This window comes from Pseudonocardia acidicola (assembly GCF_012911935.1).
GTDB lineage: Bacteria > Actinomycetota > Actinomycetes > Mycobacteriales > Pseudonocardiaceae > Pseudonocardia > Pseudonocardia acidicola.
On the sequence record NZ_JAAXLA010000002.1, the window covers coordinates 130464 to 151270 of the forward strand.

19 protein-coding genes are annotated in these 20807 nt (G+C 73.3%); 2 read left to right on the plus strand and 17 right to left on the minus strand.

What is annotated here, in order from left to right:
- Positions 1-3: 3 nt before the first annotated feature.
- The 8 genes from HF526_RS01715 to HF526_RS01750 form a co-directional block, all read right to left on the minus strand.
- On the minus strand, positions 4-1344 hold the full coding sequence (locus HF526_RS01715; protein WP_239028184.1) for a M16 family metallopeptidase: 1341 nt from the start codon (positions 1342-1344) through the stop codon (positions 4-6).
- A 5-nt stretch (positions 1345-1349) separates the two neighbouring features.
- Positions 1350-3626: a polyribonucleotide nucleotidyltransferase gene (locus HF526_RS01720; protein ID WP_169379413.1), complete on the minus strand. Its 2277-nt coding sequence runs from the start codon at positions 3624-3626 to the stop codon at positions 1350-1352.
- Positions 3627-3909: 283 nt separating this feature from the next.
- Positions 3910-4179, minus strand: coding sequence for a 30S ribosomal protein S15 (gene rpsO, locus HF526_RS01725; RefSeq protein ID WP_169379414.1), 270 nt, complete (start codon positions 4177-4179; stop codon positions 3910-3912).
- 175 nt (positions 4180-4354) lie between these two features.
- Entirely contained in the window at positions 4355-4912 is a 558-nt protein-coding gene (locus HF526_RS01730) for a 2'-5' RNA ligase family protein (protein WP_169379415.1), read from the minus strand.
- A gap of 19 nt (positions 4913-4931) precedes the next feature.
- Positions 4932-5549 carry a helix-turn-helix transcriptional regulator gene (locus HF526_RS01735; protein ID WP_169379416.1) on the minus strand — a complete coding sequence of 206 codons (618 nt, stop codon included), beginning with the start codon at positions 5547-5549 and terminating at the stop codon, positions 4932-4934.
- 62 nt (positions 5550-5611) lie between these two features.
- Positions 5612-6535 carry a bifunctional riboflavin kinase/FAD synthetase gene (locus tag HF526_RS01740; protein WP_169379417.1) on the minus strand — a complete coding sequence of 308 codons (924 nt, stop codon included), beginning with the start codon at positions 6533-6535 and terminating at the stop codon, positions 5612-5614.
- A gap of 70 nt (positions 6536-6605) precedes the next feature.
- Positions 6606-7487 (minus strand): tRNA pseudouridine(55) synthase TruB, encoded by an 882-nt coding sequence (truB, locus tag HF526_RS01745; RefSeq protein WP_338051225.1) that lies wholly within the window; start codon positions 7485-7487, stop codon positions 6606-6608.
- 140 nt (positions 7488-7627) lie between these two features.
- Positions 7628-8287, minus strand: coding sequence for a response regulator transcription factor (locus tag HF526_RS01750; protein ID WP_169379418.1), 660 nt, complete (start codon positions 8285-8287; stop codon positions 7628-7630).
- Between the two features lie 127 nt (positions 8288-8414).
- Between HF526_RS01750 and HF526_RS01755 the strand changes: the two genes are divergently transcribed.
- Positions 8415-9893: a cation:dicarboxylate symporter family transporter gene (locus HF526_RS01755; protein ID WP_169379419.1), complete on the plus strand. Its 1479-nt coding sequence runs from the start codon at positions 8415-8417 to the stop codon at positions 9891-9893.
- A 12-nt stretch (positions 9894-9905) separates the two neighbouring features.
- Positions 9906-11534, plus strand: coding sequence for an ATP-binding protein (locus HF526_RS01760; protein WP_169379420.1), 1629 nt, complete (start codon positions 9906-9908; stop codon positions 11532-11534).
- Between the two features lie 42 nt (positions 11535-11576).
- On the opposite strand, the gene HF526_RS01765 is transcribed toward HF526_RS01760, so the two are convergent.
- From HF526_RS01765 to rimP, 9 genes are all read right to left on the minus strand, one after another.
- A complete protein-coding gene (locus HF526_RS01765) occupies positions 11577-12938 on the minus strand; it encodes an MATE family efflux transporter (protein ID WP_169379421.1) in 1362 nt (453 codons plus the stop codon).
- Positions 12935-13504 carry a class I SAM-dependent methyltransferase gene (locus HF526_RS01770; protein WP_169379492.1) on the minus strand — a complete coding sequence of 190 codons (570 nt, stop codon included), beginning with the start codon at positions 13502-13504 and terminating at the stop codon, positions 12935-12937. The genes HF526_RS01765 and HF526_RS01770 overlap by 4 nt, the downstream gene beginning before the upstream one ends.
- A 119-nt stretch (positions 13505-13623) precedes the next feature.
- Complete coding sequence (locus tag HF526_RS01775; protein WP_169379422.1) at positions 13624-14649, minus strand: DHH family phosphoesterase; 1026 nt, start codon at positions 14647-14649, stop codon at positions 13624-13626.
- On the minus strand, positions 14646-15104 hold the full coding sequence (gene rbfA, locus HF526_RS01780) for a 30S ribosome-binding factor RbfA (protein WP_169379423.1): 459 nt from the start codon (positions 15102-15104) through the stop codon (positions 14646-14648). The genes HF526_RS01775 and rbfA overlap by 4 nt, the downstream gene beginning before the upstream one ends.
- 64 nt (positions 15105-15168) lie before the next feature.
- Positions 15169-15465, minus strand: coding sequence for a DUF503 domain-containing protein (locus tag HF526_RS01785; protein WP_169379424.1), 297 nt, complete (start codon positions 15463-15465; stop codon positions 15169-15171).
- Between the two features lie 74 nt (positions 15466-15539).
- Positions 15540-18593 carry a translation initiation factor IF-2 gene (gene infB / locus HF526_RS01790; protein ID WP_169379425.1) on the minus strand — a complete coding sequence of 1018 codons (3054 nt, stop codon included), beginning with the start codon at positions 18591-18593 and terminating at the stop codon, positions 15540-15542.
- A gap of 94 nt (positions 18594-18687) precedes the next feature.
- A complete protein-coding gene (locus tag HF526_RS36740) occupies positions 18688-18993 on the minus strand; it encodes a YlxR family protein (RefSeq protein WP_338051226.1) in 306 nt (101 codons plus the stop codon).
- A gap of 107 nt (positions 18994-19100) precedes the next feature.
- Positions 19101-20156, minus strand: coding sequence for a transcription termination factor NusA (nusA, locus tag HF526_RS01800; RefSeq protein ID WP_169379426.1), 1056 nt, complete (start codon positions 20154-20156; stop codon positions 19101-19103).
- Entirely contained in the window at positions 20153-20725 is a 573-nt protein-coding gene (gene rimP, locus HF526_RS01805; protein WP_169379427.1) for a ribosome maturation factor RimP, read from the minus strand. Before rimP ends, nusA begins: the two co-directional genes overlap by 4 nt.
- Between the last annotated feature and the right edge of the window lie 82 nt (positions 20726-20807).

Here is a 20807-nt window from a genome sequence, read left to right on the forward strand (position 1 = left end):
GCCTCAGGCCAGGTCGCGCAGCGCGGCGGGGAGCTCGTCGAGGTCGTCGTAGGGGCCGACGACGGCCGCGGTGAGCGGCGCGGAGAGCAGTTCGGCGGCGACCTCGGCGACGTCGTCGCCGGTCACCGCGGAGATCCGGTCGAGGCTCTCGGTGATGCTGCGCTGCCGGCCGTGGTCCAGCTCGGAGCGGCCCAGCCGGTTCATCCGCGACGAGGTGTCCTCCAGCCCCAGCACGAGCCCGCCGCGCAACGAGCCCTGCGCCCTGGCCAGCTCGGCCGCGGTCAGCCCGTCGGCGGCGAGACCGCCGAGCACGTCGCGCACGACGCCGACGACCTCGCCGAGGCGCTCCGGCGCGCACCCGGCATAGACCGCGAGGCTGCCGGCGTCGGCGTAGGCCGTGGTCGCCGAGTAGACCGAGTACGCGAGCCCGCGCTGCTCGCGGACCTGCTGGAACAGCCGCGAGCTGAGCCCGCCGCCGAGCGCGGTGTTGAGCACGTTCAGCACCGGACGCCGCGGATCGTACCGGTCCAGCCCGGGGACGCCGAGCATCAGGTGCGCCTGCTCGGTGTCCTCGGTCCGCAGCGCGATCCGCGGTCCCGCGCCGAGGGTGAAACGGGAGGTCAGGATCCGGGGCGGCACCGGGGAGGCGTCGACCCCGTGCCGGGCCGCGGCGGCGGCCAGCGCCGCCCCGACGAGGTCCACCACCTGGTTGTGCACCAGGTTCCCGGCCGCTGCGACGATCATCCGCGGGGTCGTGTACTCGCCCCGCCAGAAGTCGTGCAGGGTCTCCCGGCTCATCCCGCGGATCGACTCCTCGGAGCCGATCACCGGCCGGCCGAGGGGATGATCGGCGAACAGCACCTCGTCGAACAGCTCCCCGAGCAGGTCCTCGGGGTCGTCGTCGCGCATCGCGATCTCCTCGAGCACGACCCCGCGCTCGAGTTCGACGTCGGTGTGTGCGAGCTGCGCGTCGGTGACGACGTCGGCGAGCACGTCGACGGCCAGCGGCAGATCGGTGTCGAGCACCTGCGCGTAGTAGCAGGTGTGCTCCTTCGCGGTGAACGCGTTGAGCTCACCGCCGACCGCGTCGATCTCCTCCGCGATGGCCGCCGCCGTGCGCCGGCCGGTGCCCTTGAACAGCAGGTGCTCCAGGTAGTGCGCGGCACCCGCCTGCTCGGCGGTCTCGTCGCGGGACCCGATCGCGATCCAGATGCCGAGCGAGACCGAGCGGACGCCCTGCACCGCCTCGGTCAGGACGCGGACCCCACCGGGCAGATCGGTGCGGGAAACGCCGGGGGTGGGAGACCCGTCGATCGAGCGGGCTCCCGCCCCCGGCGTCACCAGCGATGTCAACTCGACGTGACCTCGGCGGACTCGGCCGGAGCCTCGCCCTCGGCGGGGGCCTCGGCGGCGTTCTCGGCGGCCTTCTCGTTGTCGTCGGACACCGGCAGCAGGCTGATCTTGCCGCGGTTGTCGATGTCGGAGACCTCGACACGGATCTTGTCGCCGACCTTGACGACGTCCTCGACCTTGCCGATGCGCTTGCCGTTGCCCAGCTTCGAGATGTGCACCAGGCCGTCCTTGCCCGGCACCAGCGAGACGAACGCACCGAACGCCGCGGTCTTGACCACGGTGCCCAGGAACCGCTCGCCGATCTTCGGCAGCTGCGGGTTGGCGATCGCGTTGATCAGGCCGATCGCCTGCTCCGCGGACGGGCCGTCGGCGGCACCGACGTAGATCGTGCCGTCGTCCTCGATCGAGATGTCCGCGCCGGTCTGCTCGGTGATCGAGTTGATCATCTTGCCCTTCGGGCCGATGACCTCGCCGATCTTGTCGACCGGGACCTTGATCGCGGTGACCCGCGGCGCGTAGGTGCTCATCTCGTCGGGGCGGTCGATCGCCTCGCCGATCACCTCCAGGATCGTCAGCCGCGCGTCCTTGGCCTGCGACAGCGCGGCCGCGAGCACCGCGGACGGGATGCCGTCGAGCTTGGTGTCCAGCTGCAGCGCGGTCACGAAGTCCGCGGTGCCGGCGACCTTGAAGTCCATGTCGCCGAACGCGTCCTCGGCGCCCAGGATGTCGGTCAGCGCGACGTACTGCGTTTCGAGCGCGCCGGCAGCGTTCTCGACCTCGTCGGAGACCAGGCCCATCGCGATGCCCGCGACCGGCGCCTTCAGCGGCACACCGGCGTTGAACAGCGACATGGTCGAGGCGCAGACCGAGCCCATCGACGTCGAGCCGTTGGAGCCCAGCGCCTCGGAGACCTGGCGGATCGCGTAGGGGAACTCCTCGCGCGTGGGCAGCACCGGCAGCAGCGCCCGCTCGGCCAGCGCACCGTGGCCGATCTCGCGGCGCTTCGGCGAACCCACCCGGCCGGTCTCACCGGTCGAGAACGGCGGGAAGTTGTAGTGGTGCATGTAGCGCTTGTGCGTCTCCGGACCGAGCGAGTCGATCTGCTGCTCCATGCGCAGCATGTTCAGCGTGGTGACACCCAGGATCTGGGTCTCGCCGCGCTCGAACAGCGCCGAGCCGTGCGCCCGCGGGACGACCTCGACCTCGGCCGAGAGCGGCCGGATGTCGGTGAGCCCGCGGCCGTCGATGCGCACCTTGTCGCGCAGGATCCGCTGGCGGACCAGCTTCTTGGTCAGTGACCGGAACGCGGCGCCGAGCTCCTTCTCGCGCCCCTCGAACCGCGGCGCGAGCTCCCCGACGACCTTCGCCTTGAGCTCGTCGAGCCGGGTCTCGCGCTCCTGCTTGGCCGCGATGGTGAGGGCCTGGGCCAGGTCGTCCGAGACCAGCTCCGAGACCAGCTCGAACACGTCGGACTGGTAGGCCGGGAACACCGGGAAGTCGCCGGTCGGCTTGGCGGCCGCGTCGGCCAGCTGCTGCTGCGCGACGGCCAGGGTGCGGATGAACGGCTTCGCCGCCTCCAGGCCCTCCGCGACGATCTGCTCGGTCGGCGCCTGCGCGCCGTCGGAGACGAGGCCGATCGTGTGCGTGGTGGCCTCGGCCTCGACCATCATGATCGCGACGTCGTCACCGACGATGCGGCCGGCGACGACCATGTCGAACACGGCGCGCTCGAGCAGCTCGTGAGTCGGGAACGCGACCCACTGGCCGTCGACCAGGGCGACGCGGACGCCGCCGATCGGGCCGGAGAACGGCAGCCCGGCGAGCTGGGTGGACGCCGAAGCGGCGTTGATGGCCAGCGCGTCGTACGGGTCCTGCGGGTGCAGCGACATGACCGTGACGACGATCTGGATCTCGTTGCGCAGGCCGTCGACGAACGAGGGGCGCAGCGGCCGGTCGATGAGCCGACAGGTCAGGATCGCGTCGGTGCCGGGCCGTCCCTCGCGACGGAAGAACGAGCCGGGGATGCGGCCCGCGGCGTACATCCGCTCCTCGACGTCGACCGTGAGCGGGAAGAAGTCGAAGTGCTCCTTGGGCTGCTTCGACGCCGTGGTGGCGGACAGCAGCATGGTCTCGTCGTCGAGGTAGGCGACGACGGAGCCGGCGGCCTGACGGGCCAGCCGGCCGGTCTCGAACCGGATGGTGCGGGTACCGAAGCTGCCGTTGTCGATCACGGCAGTGGTCTCGTGCACCTCGGTCTGGATGGGATCGGTCATGAAGTGGGTGTCTCCTCGTGGAGTGAGCACGGGGCCACCACTGCGGGTGCGATCCTCGGCGGAGCCGGTCTTCGATCGAAGCCCTCGGGCGGCCGCTCCCGGGGACGTCTCGGAGACGTCCCGGCGAGCGGACGGGCCCGGGAGCCACTACCGAGGACCGGCGGATCGTCCTCCCCCGCGGTGGCGCGGGTGCGGTGAAATCGCTGGTTCAGTTGTGCTCCGGGGCCGGGACGGCGATCACGTGATCGATCACATGGTCACTCCGCCCCGGCACCGGGGGCGATCAGCGGCGCAGGCCGAGGCGCTCGATCAGGGACCGGTAGCGCGCGATGTCGACCTGGGCCAGGTACTTGAGCAGCCGCCGGCGGCGACCGACCATGAGCAGCAGGCCGCGGCGGGAGTGGTGGTCGTGCTTGTGCTGCTTGAGGTGCTCGGTCAGGTCGCTGATCCGCTTGGTCAGCAGCGCGACCTGCGCCTCGGGCGACCCGGTGTCGCCCTCGTGGACCCCGTAGGTGTCCAGGATGGTCTTCTTCTGAGCGGCGTCCAATGCCACGGGTGGTGCTCCTCGTTCGTCTGTGCCGTGTGGTCCGCGCCCGCGGCCCGTGATCTCTCCCAGGACCCCGCAGGGCGGGTGCAACGGGCCGGCCACCACGGACTGCAGCCGAACCCAGTACGTCAGGTTACCAGTGCTCAGCGGCCCACCGCCCCCGCCCCGCCCGGCCGAGTGATCATGTGCGGCGCAACGCCACCCGGTGTACCGGGGTGTACCGGGATCCGCCGCGCGAGGGGACGCTCGCCATCAGGAGCACCTCGGCCGGCGACCACCACGGGCCGTGGTGCTCCACCCAGCCCGCGGCCGGCGGCGCCGCCCGGCCGCGGCGTCGCTGCCCGCGCAGCACGGTCACGTGCGGCACGAAACGGTCGGGGTCGCCGCCGGCGTACCCGACGAGCGCGCGCAGCGCGGCCGCGTCGCCCGGTCCCGCGGTCTCGACCGCGACCCAGGCGACGCTGCTGAACGTGCCGCTGCTGAACGTGCCGCTGCTGAACGTGCCGCTGCCGGCCAGCCGCAACCGCGGTGCCGCCGCCCCGGCCGCGGCCGCCTCCAGCCGGCGGGCGAGCACACCGGGGTCGGCCTCGCCGTGGAAGGCCAGGGTGAGGTGCCAGCCCTCGCGCCGGACCGGGCCCCAGCCCTCCGGTTCCGGGCCGGGCCCCAGCCCTCCGGTTCCGGGCCGGGCGCGGCGCCCAGGTCGGCGGCCAGCGCGGCGACCGCCTCGGGGGACGGCCACAGCGCCGTGAACAACCGGGTCACCGCGGCACCGGACGCCCGGCCGCCTGCCGCAGCACCTCCGCCAGCTCCGGGAACCCCCGGTCCAGGGCCGCGGCGGCGGCGACGAGCTGCGCCGGGCCGGCGACGGCACGCAGCGCGTCGGCCGCGGTGCGGGGCGCCACGGCTGCCGTGCGGTGTCCGCGGCGCGGGAGCTGTCCGCCGCCGCCGGGACCGTGCGCAGCCGCAGCCCCGCCGCTGCGCACCGCGGCGGCCCCGTCCGGGCCACCGCGGTGCGGTCCGGGCACCCGGCGCCCGGACCGCGGGGGCGGGACCGACCACTGCAACTGCGCGGTGCGGACCTCGTCGAGCAGCGCGGTCACGGCAGCAGGAGCAGGCGGACCGCCCGCGGGCGGACAGCGCTCGTCGAGCAGCATCAGCCGGGCCAGCACCGCCGGGTCACCGATCTTGATGCGGCGTCCGCTGACCAGCTGGCTGAGCATCGCCGGGCTGAGCCCGAGCGCGCCCGCGAGCCGGGCCTGGGTGATGCCGAGGATGCCGATCAGCCGGTGGACGCGGTCGCCCAGCGGCGCGCCGTAGAGCGTGCGCTGACGCTCGCGGTTGACCGCGATCTGTGCCGCCGGTCGGTCCGTGCCCATGACGGCATGCTCGCAGCCGGGACTCCCGCCGCGGGGCGGAATCGCGAAACCGGGGGAAACCCTCAGCCCAACAGCTCCCGGCAGCGCGCGACGTCCCGGTGCATCTGCTCGATCAGCGGCTCGACGCCGTCGAAGGTCTCCTGCCCGCGCAGCCGGTACTCGAAGTCCACGGACACCTCGTGGCCGTAGAAGTCCTCGTCGACGTCGAGCACGTATGCCTCGACCGTGCGCTCCCGCCCGGAGAACGTCGGGTTGGTACCGATCGAGATGGCCGCCGGGAGCAGCCGCCCGCTGTGCACGAACCGGCCGGCGTAGATGCCGTCGGAGGGCAGCGCACTGTACGGCGAGCAGGCGACGTTGGCGGTCGGGAAGCCGAGCTCGCGGCCGCGCCGGTCGCCGTGCACGACGACCCCGTCGATCCGGTGCGGGCGGCCCAGCGCCGCGGACGCCGCCTCCACGTCACCGGCGTCGATGCAGGCGCGGATGTAGGTCGAGGAGAACGTGACACCGTCGTTGGTGATCAGATCCAGCCCCTCGACCTCGAAGCCGAAACGCTGCCCCAGCCGGGTCAGGGTCTTGAGGTCACCGGCGGCGCGGTGGCCGAACCGGAAGTTGTCCCCGACCACGACGGCGGCCGCGTGCAGCCGGTCCACGAGCACCTCGTGGGCGAACTCGGCCGGATCCATCCGGGACAGCTCGACGGTGAAGGGCAGCACGCAGAACGCGTCGATGCCCCGCTCGGCCACGAGGTCGGCACGCCGGCTGAGGCTGGTCAGCCGGGCCGGGTGACTGCCGGGGCGGACCAGCTCCGCGGGATGCGGGTCGAAGGTCACGACGACCGTCGGCAGGCCCCGTTCCTTCCCCCGAGCCACCGCCCGGTCGATCAGCTGTTGGTGGCCGCGGTGCACCCCGTCGAACACTCCGACGGTCACCACGCTGCGGCCCCAGCCGGTCGGCACGGCCTCCAGTCCACGCCAGCGCTGCACGCCCCGGAGCCTACGGAATAGCAGTGCAGGCGCGCCGGGCGAGCCCGCCGGGGACGTCTGCGCCGCCATCTCAGCCCCCCGCCGGGGCCAGCACGACAACCGGCCGCGCGGCCCCGTCCCGCTCGCCGACGAGGCCGATCACATGTCCCTCGGGAGAGAACACACCGTAGGTGCCCGGCACCCCGGCGGGCGGCAGCGGCTTGCCGTGGGACAGATCGGTGGCCAGCGCGGGATCGACGTCGCGGCGCGGGAACGCCACCGCCACCGCCGCGTCCAGCGGCAGCGACAGCTCCGGCGCCGCCTCCAGGTCCTCGAGGGTGCGCGCGTGGTCGAGGGTGAACGGCCCGACCCGGGTCCGCCGCAGCGCGGTCAGGTGGCCACCCACGCCGAGCGCAGCGCCGAGGTCGCGGGCCAGGGCCCGGACGTAGGTGCCCGACGAGCACTCCACCGCGACGGCCAGGTCGGTCACCCCGTCCCCGCGGCGCACGGCGTCCAGGATGAACGCCGACACCGTCACCGGGCGGGCAGGGAGCACCACGTCCTCGCCGGCCCGGACCCGGGCGTAGGCCCGCTTGCCGTCGATCTTGATCGCGCTCACCGAGCTGGGTATCTGGTCGATGGCCCCGGTCAACGCGGCCATCCCGGCGCGGATCGCGGCCTCGTCGATCCCGGAGGCGTCGGCCGTGGAGACGATCTCGCCCTCGGCGTCGTCGGTGCTGGTCACGGCGCCCAGCCGGATGGTCGCGGTGTAGGCCTTGGTGTCGAGTGCGAGGTGCCCGAGCAGCTTGGTGCCGCGCTCGACCCCGCAGACCAGCACGCCGGTGGCCATCGGGTCGAGCGTCCCGGCGTGACCGATCTTGCGGGTGCGCAGGATCCGGCGCAGCCGGGCCACCACGTCGTGCGAGGTGAACCCGCCCGGTTTGTCCACGATCACGAGTCCAGGAGGGGGCACGACCCCCGATCCTGCCAAACGCCCGCGCAGCGCCGACGTCCGCACGCTCCGCTCAGCGCCGATGCTCGCTCCGCACGCTCCGCTCGGCGCCGATGCTCGCTCCGCACGCTCCGCTCGGCGCCGATGCTCGCTCCGCACGCTCAGCGCGCCAGGCGGTATCCCACCCCGCGCACCGTCACCACGGCCGCCGGGCGGCCCAGCTTGGACCGCAGCGACCCGACGTGCGCCTCGAGCGTGCGTTCCCCGCCCGGGTCGGCGACGCCCCACACCTCGTCGAGCAACTCGCGCCTGCTGGCCACCGCCCCCTCCCGGCGGGCCAGCGCGGCCAGCAGGTCGAACTCCTTGCGCGCCAGCGTCACCGGCTCACCGGCCACCGACACCGCGCGCCGGGCGAGGTCCACTTCGACGTCACCCACCGTGACCGACGGGGCGACGCCGAGCCCGCGGGTGCGCCGCAGCACGGCGTCGATGCGGGCCAGCAACTCCTCGACGAGAAACGGCTTGACGATGTAGTCGTCGGCCCCACTACGCAGCCCGCTGACCCGCGCCGACACCGCTCCGCGGCCGGTCACGGCCAGGATCGGCACCCGGGAGATCTCCCGGATGCCCCGGCACACACCCAGCCCGTCGCGGTCCGGCAGGCCCATGTCGAGCAGCACGACGTCGGGTTCGGCCTCCGCGACGGCGGCGAGCGCGGCCCCGCCGCTGGTCACGTGCTGTACCCGGAAGCCACCGGCGACCAGGGCGCGGCGCAACGCGTCGCCCAGCGACTCGTCGTCCTCCACGAGCAGCGCGCGCATGCCACCCCTCGTCCATCCGTCGCCTCGGGCGAACCCTCAAGAGCTGCTCAATTATGTCCCGTCCGCTCTGGCCCGGATGCAGATCACGTTCCTACGGTCCTGCCACCACACGTCAAGGAGGACGACCATGGCCGAGGCCGTGAACACCGGGGCTCCCGGTACTGCCGCTACGGCGCAACCACCCGGAACCAAGCGCACGAGGGTCTACACACAACTCTGGTTCTGGGTCCTGGTCGGCATCGCCGCAGGCATCGTGGTCGGCCTGGTCGCCCCCGGCTTCGCCCGGGACACCAAGTGGCTGGCCGACACCTTCGTCCAGATGATCAAGGTCATCGTCGGGCCGGTGATCTTCTGCACCGTGGTCGTGGGCATCGCGTCGCTGGGCAACCTGGCCCGCGCCGGCGGGCTCGCCGCCCGCGCCCTGGGGTACTTCCTGGTCGCTACGGTGGTCGCGCTGTCGCTGGGCCTGCTGGCGGCCAACGTCGTGCGGCCCGGCGCCGGTTTCGAGGGCCAGCCGACCCAGTCCCAGCTCGACGCCGCCGCCAAGCAGGTCCAGCAGGGCGCGCAGGACTCCGGCCTGGTCGCGTTCCTGCAGAACGACCTGTTCCCCAAGAGCTTCCTGGGCCCGTTCGTCGACAACAAGGTGCTGCAGGTCCTCGTCCTGGCCATCCTCACCGCGTGCGCGGTCAGCTCGCTGGCCGCGCCGATCCGCACCCGGATCGTCGGCTCGATCGAGTCCATCTCCAAGGTCATCTTCGGCATCATCAAGCTGATCATGTGGGCGGCCCCGGTCGCCGCGTTCGGCGGCATGGCCTACACCGTCGCGGTGTTCGGATCGTCGTCGCTGCGCAACCTCGGTCTGCTGATGCTGACCTTCTGGGTCACCTGCGCGATCTTCGTCGTCGTCGTGCTCGGCGCCGTGTCGGCCTGGGCCGGGTTCAGCGTGTTGAAGCTCATCCGGCTGATCAAGGACGAGCTGCTGATCATCCTCGGCACCTCGTCGTCGGAGTCGGTGCTGCCCCGGCTGCTGACCAAGCTGGAGTCGGCCGGCGCGTCCCGGCAGACCGTCGGCATGGTCATCCCGACCGGCTACTCGTTCAACCTCGACGGCACCTGCATCTACCTGACCCTGGGCGCGCTGTTCATCATCCAGGCCGGCAACGAGCAACTGCCGATCGGGGCGCAGATCGGGCTCGCGCTGCTGATGGTGCTCACGTCGAAGGGCGCAGCCGGCATCACCGGCGCCGGTCTGGTCACCCTGGCCGCATCGCTGCAGGCCTTCGGCGGGGAGTTCTTCTCCCCCGAGGCCATCGCCGTCGGTATCGCGCTGATCATCGGCATCGATCGGATGATGAGCGAGGGCCGGGCGCTGACCAACTGCATCGGCAACGCGGTGGCCACCCTGGTCATCGCACGCTGGAACGGCGAGCTCGACCGCGAGCGGCTCAAGGCCGTGCTCGACGACCCGTCCCTGGTCAAGGCGGACATGGAGCTGCACCACGGCGGTGGCGCCGCCGCGGTCGCGGCACCGGAGAACGACACGCTGCCCCCGGTGCCCGTGCACGACCGGGCACCCGAGCCCGCCGGGGTCGCTTCCCGCTCCTGAGACGATCCCGTAGTGCCCCGCCGACGCGGATCCAGACTCGTCCGGCAGCTGCTCGTGCTGCAGATCGTGACGGTGCTGGTCACCGTCGGCGGGGTCGCCGCGTTGGGGGTGTACGGCGCCCAGCAGGCGGCCCGCAACGGCGCCGGCGCACTCACCCTGGCCACCGCGCAGGCGATGGCGGCCAATCCGGACGTCGCCGCCGCCCTGCAGAGCCACGACCCGTCGGCGGTGCTGCAGCCGCTCGCGCAGCGGGTGCAGCTCAACACCGGCACCGCCTTCGTGGTGATCATGAGCCCGGACGGGATCCGGTACAGCCACGCCGACCCGGCCCGGATCGGCGAGCACTACCTCGGCACGATCGCCCCGGCGGCGGCTGGCGGCACCGTCACCGAGGGCTACGTCGGCACCCTCGGACCGTCCGTGCGCTCGGTGGTGCCGGTGCTCGCCGACGGCCGAGTGGTCGGGCTGGTCTCGGTCGGCCAGCTCGAGGCCCGGATCAGCGACCAGGTGCTGCACCAGCTGCCCGCGATCCTCGGGACCGCGGCCGCGGCGATCGCCCTCGGCGATGTGCTGGCCTGGTTGCTCGCCCGGCGAGTCCGTCGCCAGACCCTGGGCCTGGAGCCCGAGCAGATCGCGGCCGCCTACGCCCACCACGACGCCGTCCTGCACGCCGTGCGCGAGGGTCTGCTGGTGGTCGACGCCGACGGGCGGGTGGTCGTCGTCAATGCCGAGGCCCGGCGGCTGCTCGGGCTGGAGGGGGACGTCCCCGTCGAGGGGCGGACGCTGTCCGGGCTCGGTGTCGATCCGGGTCTGCAGGCCGTCGTCCGGGAACCGGCCGAGGTCCGCGACGCGCTCGCGCTGGCCGGGGAGCGGGTCCTGCTGGTCAGCCGGACCGCGGCCGGCCGGGCCGCCGGGGCGGGCACCCGGGTCGTCACCCTGCGCGACCGCACCGAGCTGGCCGACGTGGTCCGCCAGCGCGACGACGCCCGCGGCCGGGCCCAGGCGATGGCCGGGCAGGCCCACGAGTTCGCCAACCGCATGCAGACCGTGCTCACCCTGGTCCAGCTCGGCAGTACCGACGACGCGCTGCGGGCCGGCTCGGCCGCCGTCCGGCGGGCCCGCGGGCCGGCCGAGGAGCTGATCGAAGCGGTCGGCAACCCGGTGCTGGCCGCTGTGCTCGCGGACAAGGCGTGGGCGGCGTCCGAACGCGGCGTCGAGCTACGGGTGGTCGACGAGGGCACCGAGCCCGACGGGCCGTGGGACCCCGACGACCTGGTGACCCTGCTGGGCAACCTCGTCGACAACGCGCTGGATGCGGTGACCTCGACCCGGGATCGCGGCGAGGTGGTGGTCCGGCTCGCCGACGGCCCGGAACTGGTCATCGAGGTCCGCGACACCGGCCCTGGGATCCCGGCCGACGCGATGGACGACGTGTTCGCCTACGGCTGGTCGACGAAGCCCGCGGCCCCGGACCGCCCGCGCGGGATCGGGCTGGCGCTGGTATCCCGGGTGGCTCGGCGGCTGGGCGGCTCGGTGAGCGTCGCCGCTGCCGATCCCGGCACGGTCTTCACCGTCCGCCTCCCCCGCCCCGTCACCGCGGCCTCCCCCGGCGCTGTCACGAACGGCACTTTCGATCAATAGGTTTGAACGAGAGTGCCGTTCGTGACAACGGGGCGGGGCGGGTCAGGCGCGGACTACGCCGGGGATCGCCCAGTGGCCTGAGCGGGCCCGTAGCGTCACCGCGATCAGGCGGATCAGCATGAACGCCGTCAGCCCGGTCCAGATCCCGGCCAACCCCCAGTCGAACAGCAGCGACGCCCAGATCAGCGGCAGGAACCCGGCGGCCGCGGCGAGCAGCGTCGAGGTGCGCAGGAACGCGGCGTCACCGGCCCCGAGCAGCACCCCGTCGAGTGCGAACACCACACCCGCCACCGGTTGCATCGCCACGAAGAACCACCAGGCCACCGGCACCGTGGCGAGGACGACGGGATCCGCGGTGAAGAGCTTCGGCAGCACGATGAACAGCGCCGCGAACACCGCGGCGAACCCGCTGCCCAGCACCAGCCCGTAGCGGGTGACCTGCCGGGCCACCGCCCGCGCCCGCTCCGCTCCGCCGCCACCCAACGCGGCCCCGACCAGCGCCTGTGCGGCGATGGCGACGGCGTCGAGCACGAGGGACTGGAACACCCACAGCTGCAGCACGATCTGGTGCGCGGCGACCGATGCCGCGCCGAACCGGGCGGCGACCGCGGTCGCGGACAGGAAACAGGCCTGGAACGCGAGGCTGCGCAGCACCAGGTCCCGGCCCAGGCCGAGCTGGGCGCGGATCACGGCGGGCTTCGGGCGCAACCGCACCGGAGCCTCGGCCGGGGCCGCGGCCCGCTCCCGGAACAACGCGGCGAGGAACAGGGCCGCGACCACGGTCTGGGCGAGCACGTTGGCCACCGCCGAGCCCTCGAGTCCCCAGCCGTCCCAGGCCCCCCATCCGTGCACCAGGAACGGGCAGGCCAGCGCCGAGAGCCCGTTGCCGGCCAGCACATAGCGCATCGGGCGGACGGTGTCCTGCACACCGCGCATCCAGCCGTTCCCCGCCAGCGTCACGAGCACCATCGGGGCCCCGAACAGCGCGATCCGCAACCACGACACGGCGCCGTCGGCCACCGCGCCGCCGTCACCGAGCGCCCGGGCCACCGGAGGCGCGACGAGCTGCCCGACAGCCAGCACGACCAGGCCGACGGCCAGCGCCAGCCAGGTGGCCTGCACGCCCTCGGTGACCGCGTCGGAGCGCCGGCCCGCGCCGTGCAGCCGGGCGGCCCGCGACGTGGTGCCGTAGGACAGGAAGGTCAGCTGGTTGGTGACCTGCGCGAACAGCACCCCGGCCACCGCGAGCCCGGCCAGCGGCACCGCGCCGAGGCGGCCGACGACCGCGGTGTCGACGAGCACGTAGAGCGGCTCTGCGGCCAGCACCGGCAGCGCGGGCGCGGCGAGCCGCAGGACCGCGCGGGCCGGCAGCGGGCCGTCCGCGGCGCGATCGGGCGTGCTCACCTGCCCGGCAGGGTCGCGGCCGGCCGGCGGCAGATGTAGCCGAACGCGGGCGGCAGGTTGCGCCACACGGTGTGACTGACCAGGACCTCGTCGAAGGTCTCGCGCAAGGTCCGGCGGAACCGGCGGGCCGTGCTGAGCGGCATCCCGTGCAGGTAGGCGAAGGTGGTGAACGCGCCGGCCGTGCCGATCACGTCCGTGACCTGGGCGAGGATCGACGCCTGCGTCTCCCGGCCGAACAACGCCCACGGCAGCCCGCTGATCACCGCGTCGACCCGCGGCACCCCGCGTTCGGCCAGCAGGGCGGCGAGCTCGCACGCGTCGCCGTTGATCACCTCGAGCCCGGGCCGGCTGTACCGCAGGTAGTCGGCCATCGCGGGGTCGAGCTCGACGGCGATGTGCCGTGATCCTGCCGGCAACCGCTGCGCGATCACCGAGCTGACCGCACCGGTGCCCGGGCCGAGCTCCACGACCACCGGGCAGCCCTCGCGCGGGACCACCGAGGCCAGCACCGCGGCCAGCCGCGCCGAGCTGGGCGCCACCGCCCCGACCTGGGCCGGGCGGCGCATCGCCGCGGCGAGGAACGCTCGCCGGGCCGAGTGGCCGGCGCCGTCCGCGGGCGGCACGGTCGGTGGGCTGTGCGGTCCGGGTTCGGACGTCACTGATCCTCCTTCACTCACCGCACAAGCTAGCCGCCGGCAGCCGAGATCGGATTGTGATCGGAGACCCGATCGGGTGTCAGTGCTGACCGCAGGTCGGCCAGCACCTCGTCGGGGGTGCCCTCCCGGGTGAAACCCGCTGCGTTGCGGTGACCACCGCCACCGAGCGCGACCGCGGCGGCGGCGAGGTCGATGCGACCCTTCGCCCGCATCGACACCGACCAGCGCCGCGGCCCGACCTGTTTGAGCACGGCCGCGACCTCGGCCTCCGCCGTGCCACGGATCTCGTCGATGACGCCGTCGATCTCCTCGGAGCGGAAGCGCTCGACGAGGGCCGCCGGGACGACGGCGTGTACGAGCCCGAGCCCGGCCGCAGCGTCCGGGTCGAGCGCGGTGTCGCCGAGCACGCCGGCGAGCGCGGCGAACCATTCGAAGGGATGGGTATCCATGATCCGCCGGACCAGCGGCTCGACCTGCACCCCGGCCTCGACCAACGTGGCCGCCAGCCGGTACGCGGCCGGGCCGGCGGTACGGAACCCGACGGTGTCGGTGACCAGGCCGGCATAGAGGCACGTCGCGATCGCCGCGTCGAGCGGCTCCCCCATGGCTTCCAGCACCCGGTGCGCCAGGACGGCGGTGGCCTCGACGGAGGCGTCCACGATGCGGTGGGTGCCGAACCCGGTGTTCGACGCGTGATGGTCGATCAGCACGGTGGCGCCGGCGGTGGACACCCGGCCGGCCAGCGCCCCCAGCCGCCCGATGCTCGCGGTGTCGCACGCGACGAGCACCTCGGGTTCCGCGGGAACCTCGTCCGCGGGCACGACGAGCCCGAGCACGTCGAGCGGGCGCAGGGACTCGGGCATCCGGTCCGGCTCGGCGAACGAGACCCGGACGCTCGCGCCGCGGCGGCGCAGCGCGATACCCAGTGCCAGCGCGCTGCCGAGGGCATCGGCGTCGGGCTGGACGTGCGCGAGCAGCGTGACGTCGTGGGCCGAGGCGAGCAGCGCCGCCGCCGTGTCGATGTCGGCGGTGAGCGCGTCGGCGACGGCGGTCACCCCTCGACGTCGGTGTCGTCGACGATGCGCGGCGCGCGGTACGGGTCGGCGTCCCCGGCCGGCCGGGCGCCGGCGGCGAGCCGGGCCACCTCGGCGTCGGACTCGCGGGTCCGGGCCAGCAACTCCTCCATCCGCCGCGCCTCGTCCGGCACCTGGTCCGGTACGAAGGCGAGGCTGGGGGTGTGCCGGATTCCGGTGCCGGCGCCGACGAGCGAACGCAGCACCCCGGTGGCGCTGGCCAATGCGGCGGCCGCGCCGACGGTGTCCGGCGCCTCGTCGACGGACTTGCCGAGGACCGTGTAGTACACAGTGGCCTCCCGCAGGTCCCCGGTGACACGGGCGTCGGTGATGGTCACCATCGACAGCCGCGGGTCCTTGACCTCGTGCTCCAGCGCAGCGGCCACGATCTGTGAGATCCGCTTGGCCAACCGCCGCGCGCGGGCCTGGTCCACCATTGTGCGCTCCTTCGTCGCCCGTGCGCGGCAAGTGGTGCGAGGGCACCACTTGCCGCGCACGACCCTATTCGTCCTCCGGTCCGAGCATCCGGTGCCGGGCCGACAGCAGTTCGAACTCCGGGCGTCCCGCGACCAAACGCTCGCACCGCTCGAGCACCTCGACGACGTGCCCGGCATCCGCCGCGACGCAACTGATCCCCAGCAGCGTGCGGCGATGCAGGTCGAGATGGCCCGCTTCGGCCACCGCGACCTCGAACTTGCGGCGCAGCTCGGCCAGCACAGGCCGGACCACCGACCGCTTCTCCTTGAGCGAGTGCACATCCCCGAGCAGGACGTCCAGCTCCAGTGCCCCCACGTACATACGTTCCCTCGAACGACGTCGCCGGAAAGTGGGGGACGGTCACCAGCGCGACCGTCCCCCACCCACGAGGGCCGTCAGGCCCGGGGCTTCTCCCGCATCTCGAAGGTCTCGACGACGTCGCCGACCTTGATGTCGCTGTAGTTGCCGAGGGTCAAACCGCACTCGAAGCCCTCGCGGACCTCGACCACGTCGTCCTTGAACCGCCGCAGCGAGCTGATCGGCAGGTTGTCGGCGATCACGACGCTGTCGCGCAGCAACCGGCCACGCGCGTTGCGGCGGATCTCCCCGGACATCACGAGGCAACCGGCGATCGTGCCGAACCGGGAGGACTTGAAGACCTCGCGGACCTCGGCGCGGCCCAGCTCGACCTCCTCGTACTCCGGCTTGAGCATGCCCTTGAGCGCCTGCTCGATCTCCTCGATGGCCTGGTAGATCACCGAGTAGTAGCGGATCTCCACACCCTCGCGGTTGGCCAGTTCGGTGGCCTTGCCCTCGGCACGGACGTTGAAGCCCATGACGATGACGTTGTCCGCGATGGCGAGGTTGATGTCGCCCTCGGTGATGCCACCGACGCCGCGGTGGATGACCCGCAGCTCCACGTCGTCGCCGACGTCGATCTTCATGAGCGCGTCCTCGAGGGCCTCGACGGTACCCGAGTTGTCGCCCTTGATGATCAGGTTGAGCTGGCTGGTCTCCTTGAGCGCGGCGTCCAGGTCCTCCAGGCTGACGCGCTTGCGGCGGCTGGCCAGCTCGGCGTTGCGCTCGCGGGCGCGCCGCCGGTCGGCGATCTGCCGGGCCACCCGGTCCTCGTCGACGACGAGGAAGGTGTCGCCCGCGCCGGGCACCGAGGTGAACCCGATGACCTGGACCGGACGCGACGGCAGCGCCTCGACGACGTCCTCGCCGTACTCGTCCAGCATCCGCCGGACGCGACCGGACGCGTCACCGGCCACCACCGAGTCGCCGACCCGCAGCGTTCCGCGCTGCACCAGCACGGTCGCCACCGGACCGCGACCGCGGTCGAGGTGCGCCTCGATCGCGACGCCCTGGGCCTCCATGTTCGGGTTGGCCCGCAGGTCGAGCGCGGCGTCGGCGGTCAGCAGGATCGCCTCGAGCAGCTGGTCGATGTTGATGTTCTCCCGAGCGGAGATGTCGACGAACATCGTGTCGCCGCCGTACTCCTCGGCGACCAGCCCGTACTCGGTGAGCTGCTGGCGGATCTTGGCGGGGTTGGCCCCCTCCTTGTCGATCTTGTTCACCGCGACCACGATCGGCACGGCGGCCGCCTGAGCGTGGTTGATCGCCTCCACCGTCTGCGGCATCACGCCGTCGTCGGCCGCGACCACGATCACCGCGATGTCGGTCGACTTCGCACCGCGGGCACGCATGGCGGTGAACGCCTCGTGACCCGGGGTGTCGATGAAGGTGATCAGCCGCTCCTGGCCGTCCAGCTCGGTGGCGACCTGGTAGGCGCCGATGTGCTGGGTGATGCCGCCGGCCTCGGTGTCGATCACGTTCGTCTTGCGGATCGTGTCGAGCAGGCGCGTCTTACCGTGGTCGACGTGACCCATGACGGTCACGACCGGCGGACGCACCTCGAGGTCCTCATCGCCACCGGCGTTCTCGCCGAAGGAGATGTCGAAGGAGTCGAGGAGCTCGCGGTCCTCCTCCTCCGGGCTGACGACCTGGACGTTGTAGTTCATCTCGGTGCCGAGCAGCTCGAGCACCTCGTCGGCCACCGACGCCGTCGCCGTCACCATCTCACCGAGGTGGAACAGCACCTGCACCAGCGAGGCCGGGTTGGCGCCGATCTTCTCGGCGAAGTCGGTCAGCGAGGCACCACGCGGCAGCCGGACGGTCTCCCCGCGGCCCTTCGGCAGGCGAACGCCGCCGACCGAGGGGGCCTGCATCGAGTCGAACTCCTGGCGCTTCTGCCGCTTCGACTTGCGGCCCTTGCGGGCCGGACCGCCGGGACGACCGAAAGCACCCGCGGCACCACCACGGCCGCGACCACCGCCGCCACCGGGACGACCGCGGAAGCCACCACCGGCCGGGGCGCCACCGCCACCGCCACCGGGGCCACCGCCACCGGGGCGGAAACCGCCGCCACCGGGACGACCGCCGCCACCGGGACGACCACCGGGACCACCCGGACGACCACCGGGGCCACCACGGCCACCGGCACCGCCGGGACCACCCGGACGGCCGCCGGCCGGACGGGCGGGCATCATGCCAGGGTTCGGCCGCGGCGGCATGTTGCCGGGGTTGGGGCGCGGTCCACCACGACCGGCCTCACCACCGCCGCGCGGGCCGGCGGGACGAGGACCACCTGCACCGGGGCCCGGGCGCGGGCCACCCTGACCGGGCGCGCTCTGTCCGCCCTGGCCACCACCCTGCTGGGGCGGCGGGCCGGGACGCGGAGCGGCCGGACGCGGCGGGGCACCGGAACCGACACCGAACGGGTTGTTGCCCACCCGCGGGGTACGCGGGCCGGGCTTGGGCGCCTGCGGGCGCGGCGGGACCACGGCCCCGTCGGCGCCACCGCTGGCCGCCGCGGCGGCCGGCTGCTGCTGCGCGGGCGCCTGCTGGCGCGGCCCGGAGCGTGCCGGCTGGGCCGGGGCGGCCGGCTGCTGTGCAGCCGCGGGCTGCTGGCGCTGCGGCGGGCCCGGACGGGGGCCGGGACGCGGGCCGCTCGGGCGCGGCCGCTCCTGACGCTCGGCCGGGGCCGGGGCGGCCGCCGCCGCCGGAGCGGCCGGGGTCGCCTCCGCCGCCGGAGCGGCCGGCTGCTCCGGGCCGGGCGCCGAGGGGCGCGGGCCCGGGCGCGGGCCGGGAACCGGGCCGCCACTGGACCGCGGCGGGCCCGGCACGACGGACGGGCCGGGGGTCGAGGCGGCCGACGGGCCACCACCGGGGCGCGGACGGTTGCCGCCACCGGGGCCACCGCGGCGCGATCCGTTGCCGGAGTCGCCGCCGGCCATCGCCTCACGGAGCTTCCGGGCGACGGGGGCCTCGACGGTGGAGGACGGGGACTTCACATACTCACCCAGGTCCTGCAGCTTGCTGAGGACCTGCTTACTGCTGACGCCGAGCTCCTTCGCGAGCTCGTGTACGCGGGCCTTGCCTGCCACTGCTCTCCTTGTTTCTCGGAGGCCGGGCGGCATGTCCCGCTCGACCTCGAACCTAGTGTCGAAGCACGTTCATGGTGCGATCTTCACGGCTGGCTCATGACGGGTCGACCTTGCTTCCATGGTTGACGGACTCGGGTGTCTCCCGGGTCCCGCTCTCGGTCCCACTCGTGCTGCAGCCGGGCTGCAGGTGGGACCGTACCTCGGTGACGTCCAGCGGCCCCGGGACGCGGAGCGCCCGCGGGAACGCCGAGCGACGCTCGGCACGGCCGAGGCACTCCGGGTCGGGGTGCAACCACGCACCTCGGCCGGGGAGCCGCCGCCGCGGGTCCGGGATGAGTACCCCGTCCACCGCGACGACACGCAACAGACCGTCGGCCGCCGCCCTGGTCCGGCATCCCACACAAGTCCGAACCGGTACGGAACGGGTGCGAGCACCGGTTCCGGCGGACGGGCGTTCAGGTACCGAGCCCTGGCGACGGGCCGGGCTTGAGTGTAGCGCGTCGTAACTCAGCCGACCGACTCCGTACCGGACGCTCCGGCGATCTCCGACGCCGCGCCGCCGGGTTCCCCGGCGGCGTTGCGTGGGTCGGCATCGCTGCGGATGTCGATCCGCCAGCCGGTCAGCCGGGCCGCCAGCCGGGCGTTCTGCCCCTCCTTGCCGATGGCAAGGGAGAGCTGGAAGTCCGGCACCACGACACGCGCGGTCTTGGTCTTGGCGTCGAGCACGGTGACCGACACCACTTTCGACGGGGAGAGCGCGTTGCCCACGAACGTCGCGGGGTCCTCGGCCCAGTCGATGATGTCGATCTTCTCTCCGGCCAACTCGCTCATCACGTTGCGCACCCGGGCCCCGACCGGGCCGATGCACGCACCCTTCGGGTTGACCCCCGACACCGTCGAGCGGACGGCGATCTTGGATCGGTGCCCGGCCTCGCGGGCCACGGCGACGATCTCCACCGAGCCGTCGGCGATCTCCGGAACCTCGAGTGCGAACAGCTTGCGCACGAGATTGGGATGCGTACGGGACAACGTGATCTGGGTGCCGCGCATTCCCCGGGTCACCCCGACCACGTAGCACTTGATCCGGTCGCCGTGCTGGTAGCGCTCGCCGGGAACCTGTTCGGCCTGCGGCAGCACGCCCTCGGTCTGGCCGCCGCTCAGCGAGACGATCACCACGCCGCGGGCGTTGGCGCGGGCGTCGCGCTGCACCTCGCCCGTGACGATCTCGCCCTCCTTCGCGGAGAACTCGCCGAAGGTGCGCTCGTGCTCGGCGTCGCGCAGCCGCTGCACGATCACCTGGCGGGCCGTGGTGGCCGCGATCCGGCCGAAGCCCTCCGGGGTGTCGTCCCATTCCTGGGCGACCGTGCCGTCGTCGGCGAGCTCCTGGGCCATCACCCGGACCAGACCGGTCTTGCGGTCGATGTCGATCCGTGCGTGCGGCTGGTGGCCCTCGGTGTGCTTGTAGGCGGTGAGCAGCGCCGTCTCGATGGCCTCGATCACCATCTCGAAGGGGATCTCCTTGTCGCGCTCGATGGCGCGCAGCGCGGCGATGTCGACGTTCATCTCTGCTCCCGAGAGGAGGGCGGGGAGGGCTCGGCGTCCTCCGTCGGCTGGTCGGCGGGGTCGGCGCTGCCCGGCACCAGCAGGCGCACCTCGCCCTCCGGCGGGGGGTTGAACTCCACCTGCACCGTGGCGTGGGCCACATCGGAGTACGGCAGCTCGCGCAGCGCGCCGTCGACCAGCACGGTGACGGACTCCTCGCCGGCGGCCCCCACCCGGCCGCGGAACCGGGTTCCGTCGTGCGTACGGACCTCGACGAGCCGCAGCTTCGCGCGGCGCCAGTGCCGCGGCCGGGTCAGCGGCCGGTCGACGCCGGGCGAGGTGACCTCGAGGGTGTAGGAGCCGCCGATGAGGTGCTCGTGCTGGTCGAGCTCGGCCGACGCCGTGCGGCTCAGGCGGGCGATGTCGTCCAGCCCGACCCCGCTGTCGGAGTCCACCACCACCTTGACGGTGTGCCGGCGACCGGCCGTCTTGACGTCGAGCCCGTCGAGCTCGAAACCGGCGGCGGCGACGATCGGTTCCAGCACGCCGTGCAGCTGCCCGGTGAGCTGCTCGGGGCCTGGGCTGGGCATTTGGGAACTCCTGAGGGCGTAGGCGGGTCGGCAGGGCCGCAGGGCGACCACCCGGCGGCCGGAGACCGCGGGGATCGACGAC

Excerpts from the sequence above, each read along its gene's own strand:
- rbfA (WP_169379423.1), bottom strand. The coding sequence starts at position 15,104 with ATGGTGGACCAGGCCCGCGCGCGGCGGTTGGCCAAGCGGATCTCACAG.
- HF526_RS01720 (WP_169379413.1), bottom strand. The coding sequence starts at position 3,626 with ATGACCGATCCCATCCAGACCGAGGTGCACGAGACCACTGCCGTGATC.
- nusA (WP_169379426.1), bottom strand. The coding sequence starts at position 20,156 with ATGAACGTCGACATCGCCGCGCTGCGCGCCATCGAGCGCGACAAGGAG.
- HF526_RS01755 (WP_169379419.1), top strand. The coding sequence starts at position 8,415 with ATGGCCGAGGCCGTGAACACCGGGGCTCCCGGTACTGCCGCTACGGCG.
- HF526_RS01785 (WP_169379424.1), bottom strand. The coding sequence starts at position 15,465 with ATGTACGTGGGGGCACTGGAGCTGGACGTCCTGCTCGGGGATGTGCAC.
- HF526_RS01770 (WP_169379492.1), bottom strand. The coding sequence starts at position 13,504 with ATGCGCCGCCCGGCCCAGGTCGGGGCGGTGGCGCCCAGCTCGGCGCGG.
- rimP (WP_169379427.1), bottom strand. The coding sequence starts at position 20,725 with ATGCCCAGCCCAGGCCCCGAGCAGCTCACCGGGCAGCTGCACGGCGTG.
- HF526_RS01750 (WP_169379418.1), bottom strand. The coding sequence starts at position 8,287 with ATGCGCGCGCTGCTCGTGGAGGACGACGAGTCGCTGGGCGACGCGTTG.
- HF526_RS01735 (WP_169379416.1), bottom strand. The coding sequence starts at position 5,549 with ATGGGCACGGACCGACCGGCGGCACAGATCGCGGTCAACCGCGAGCGT.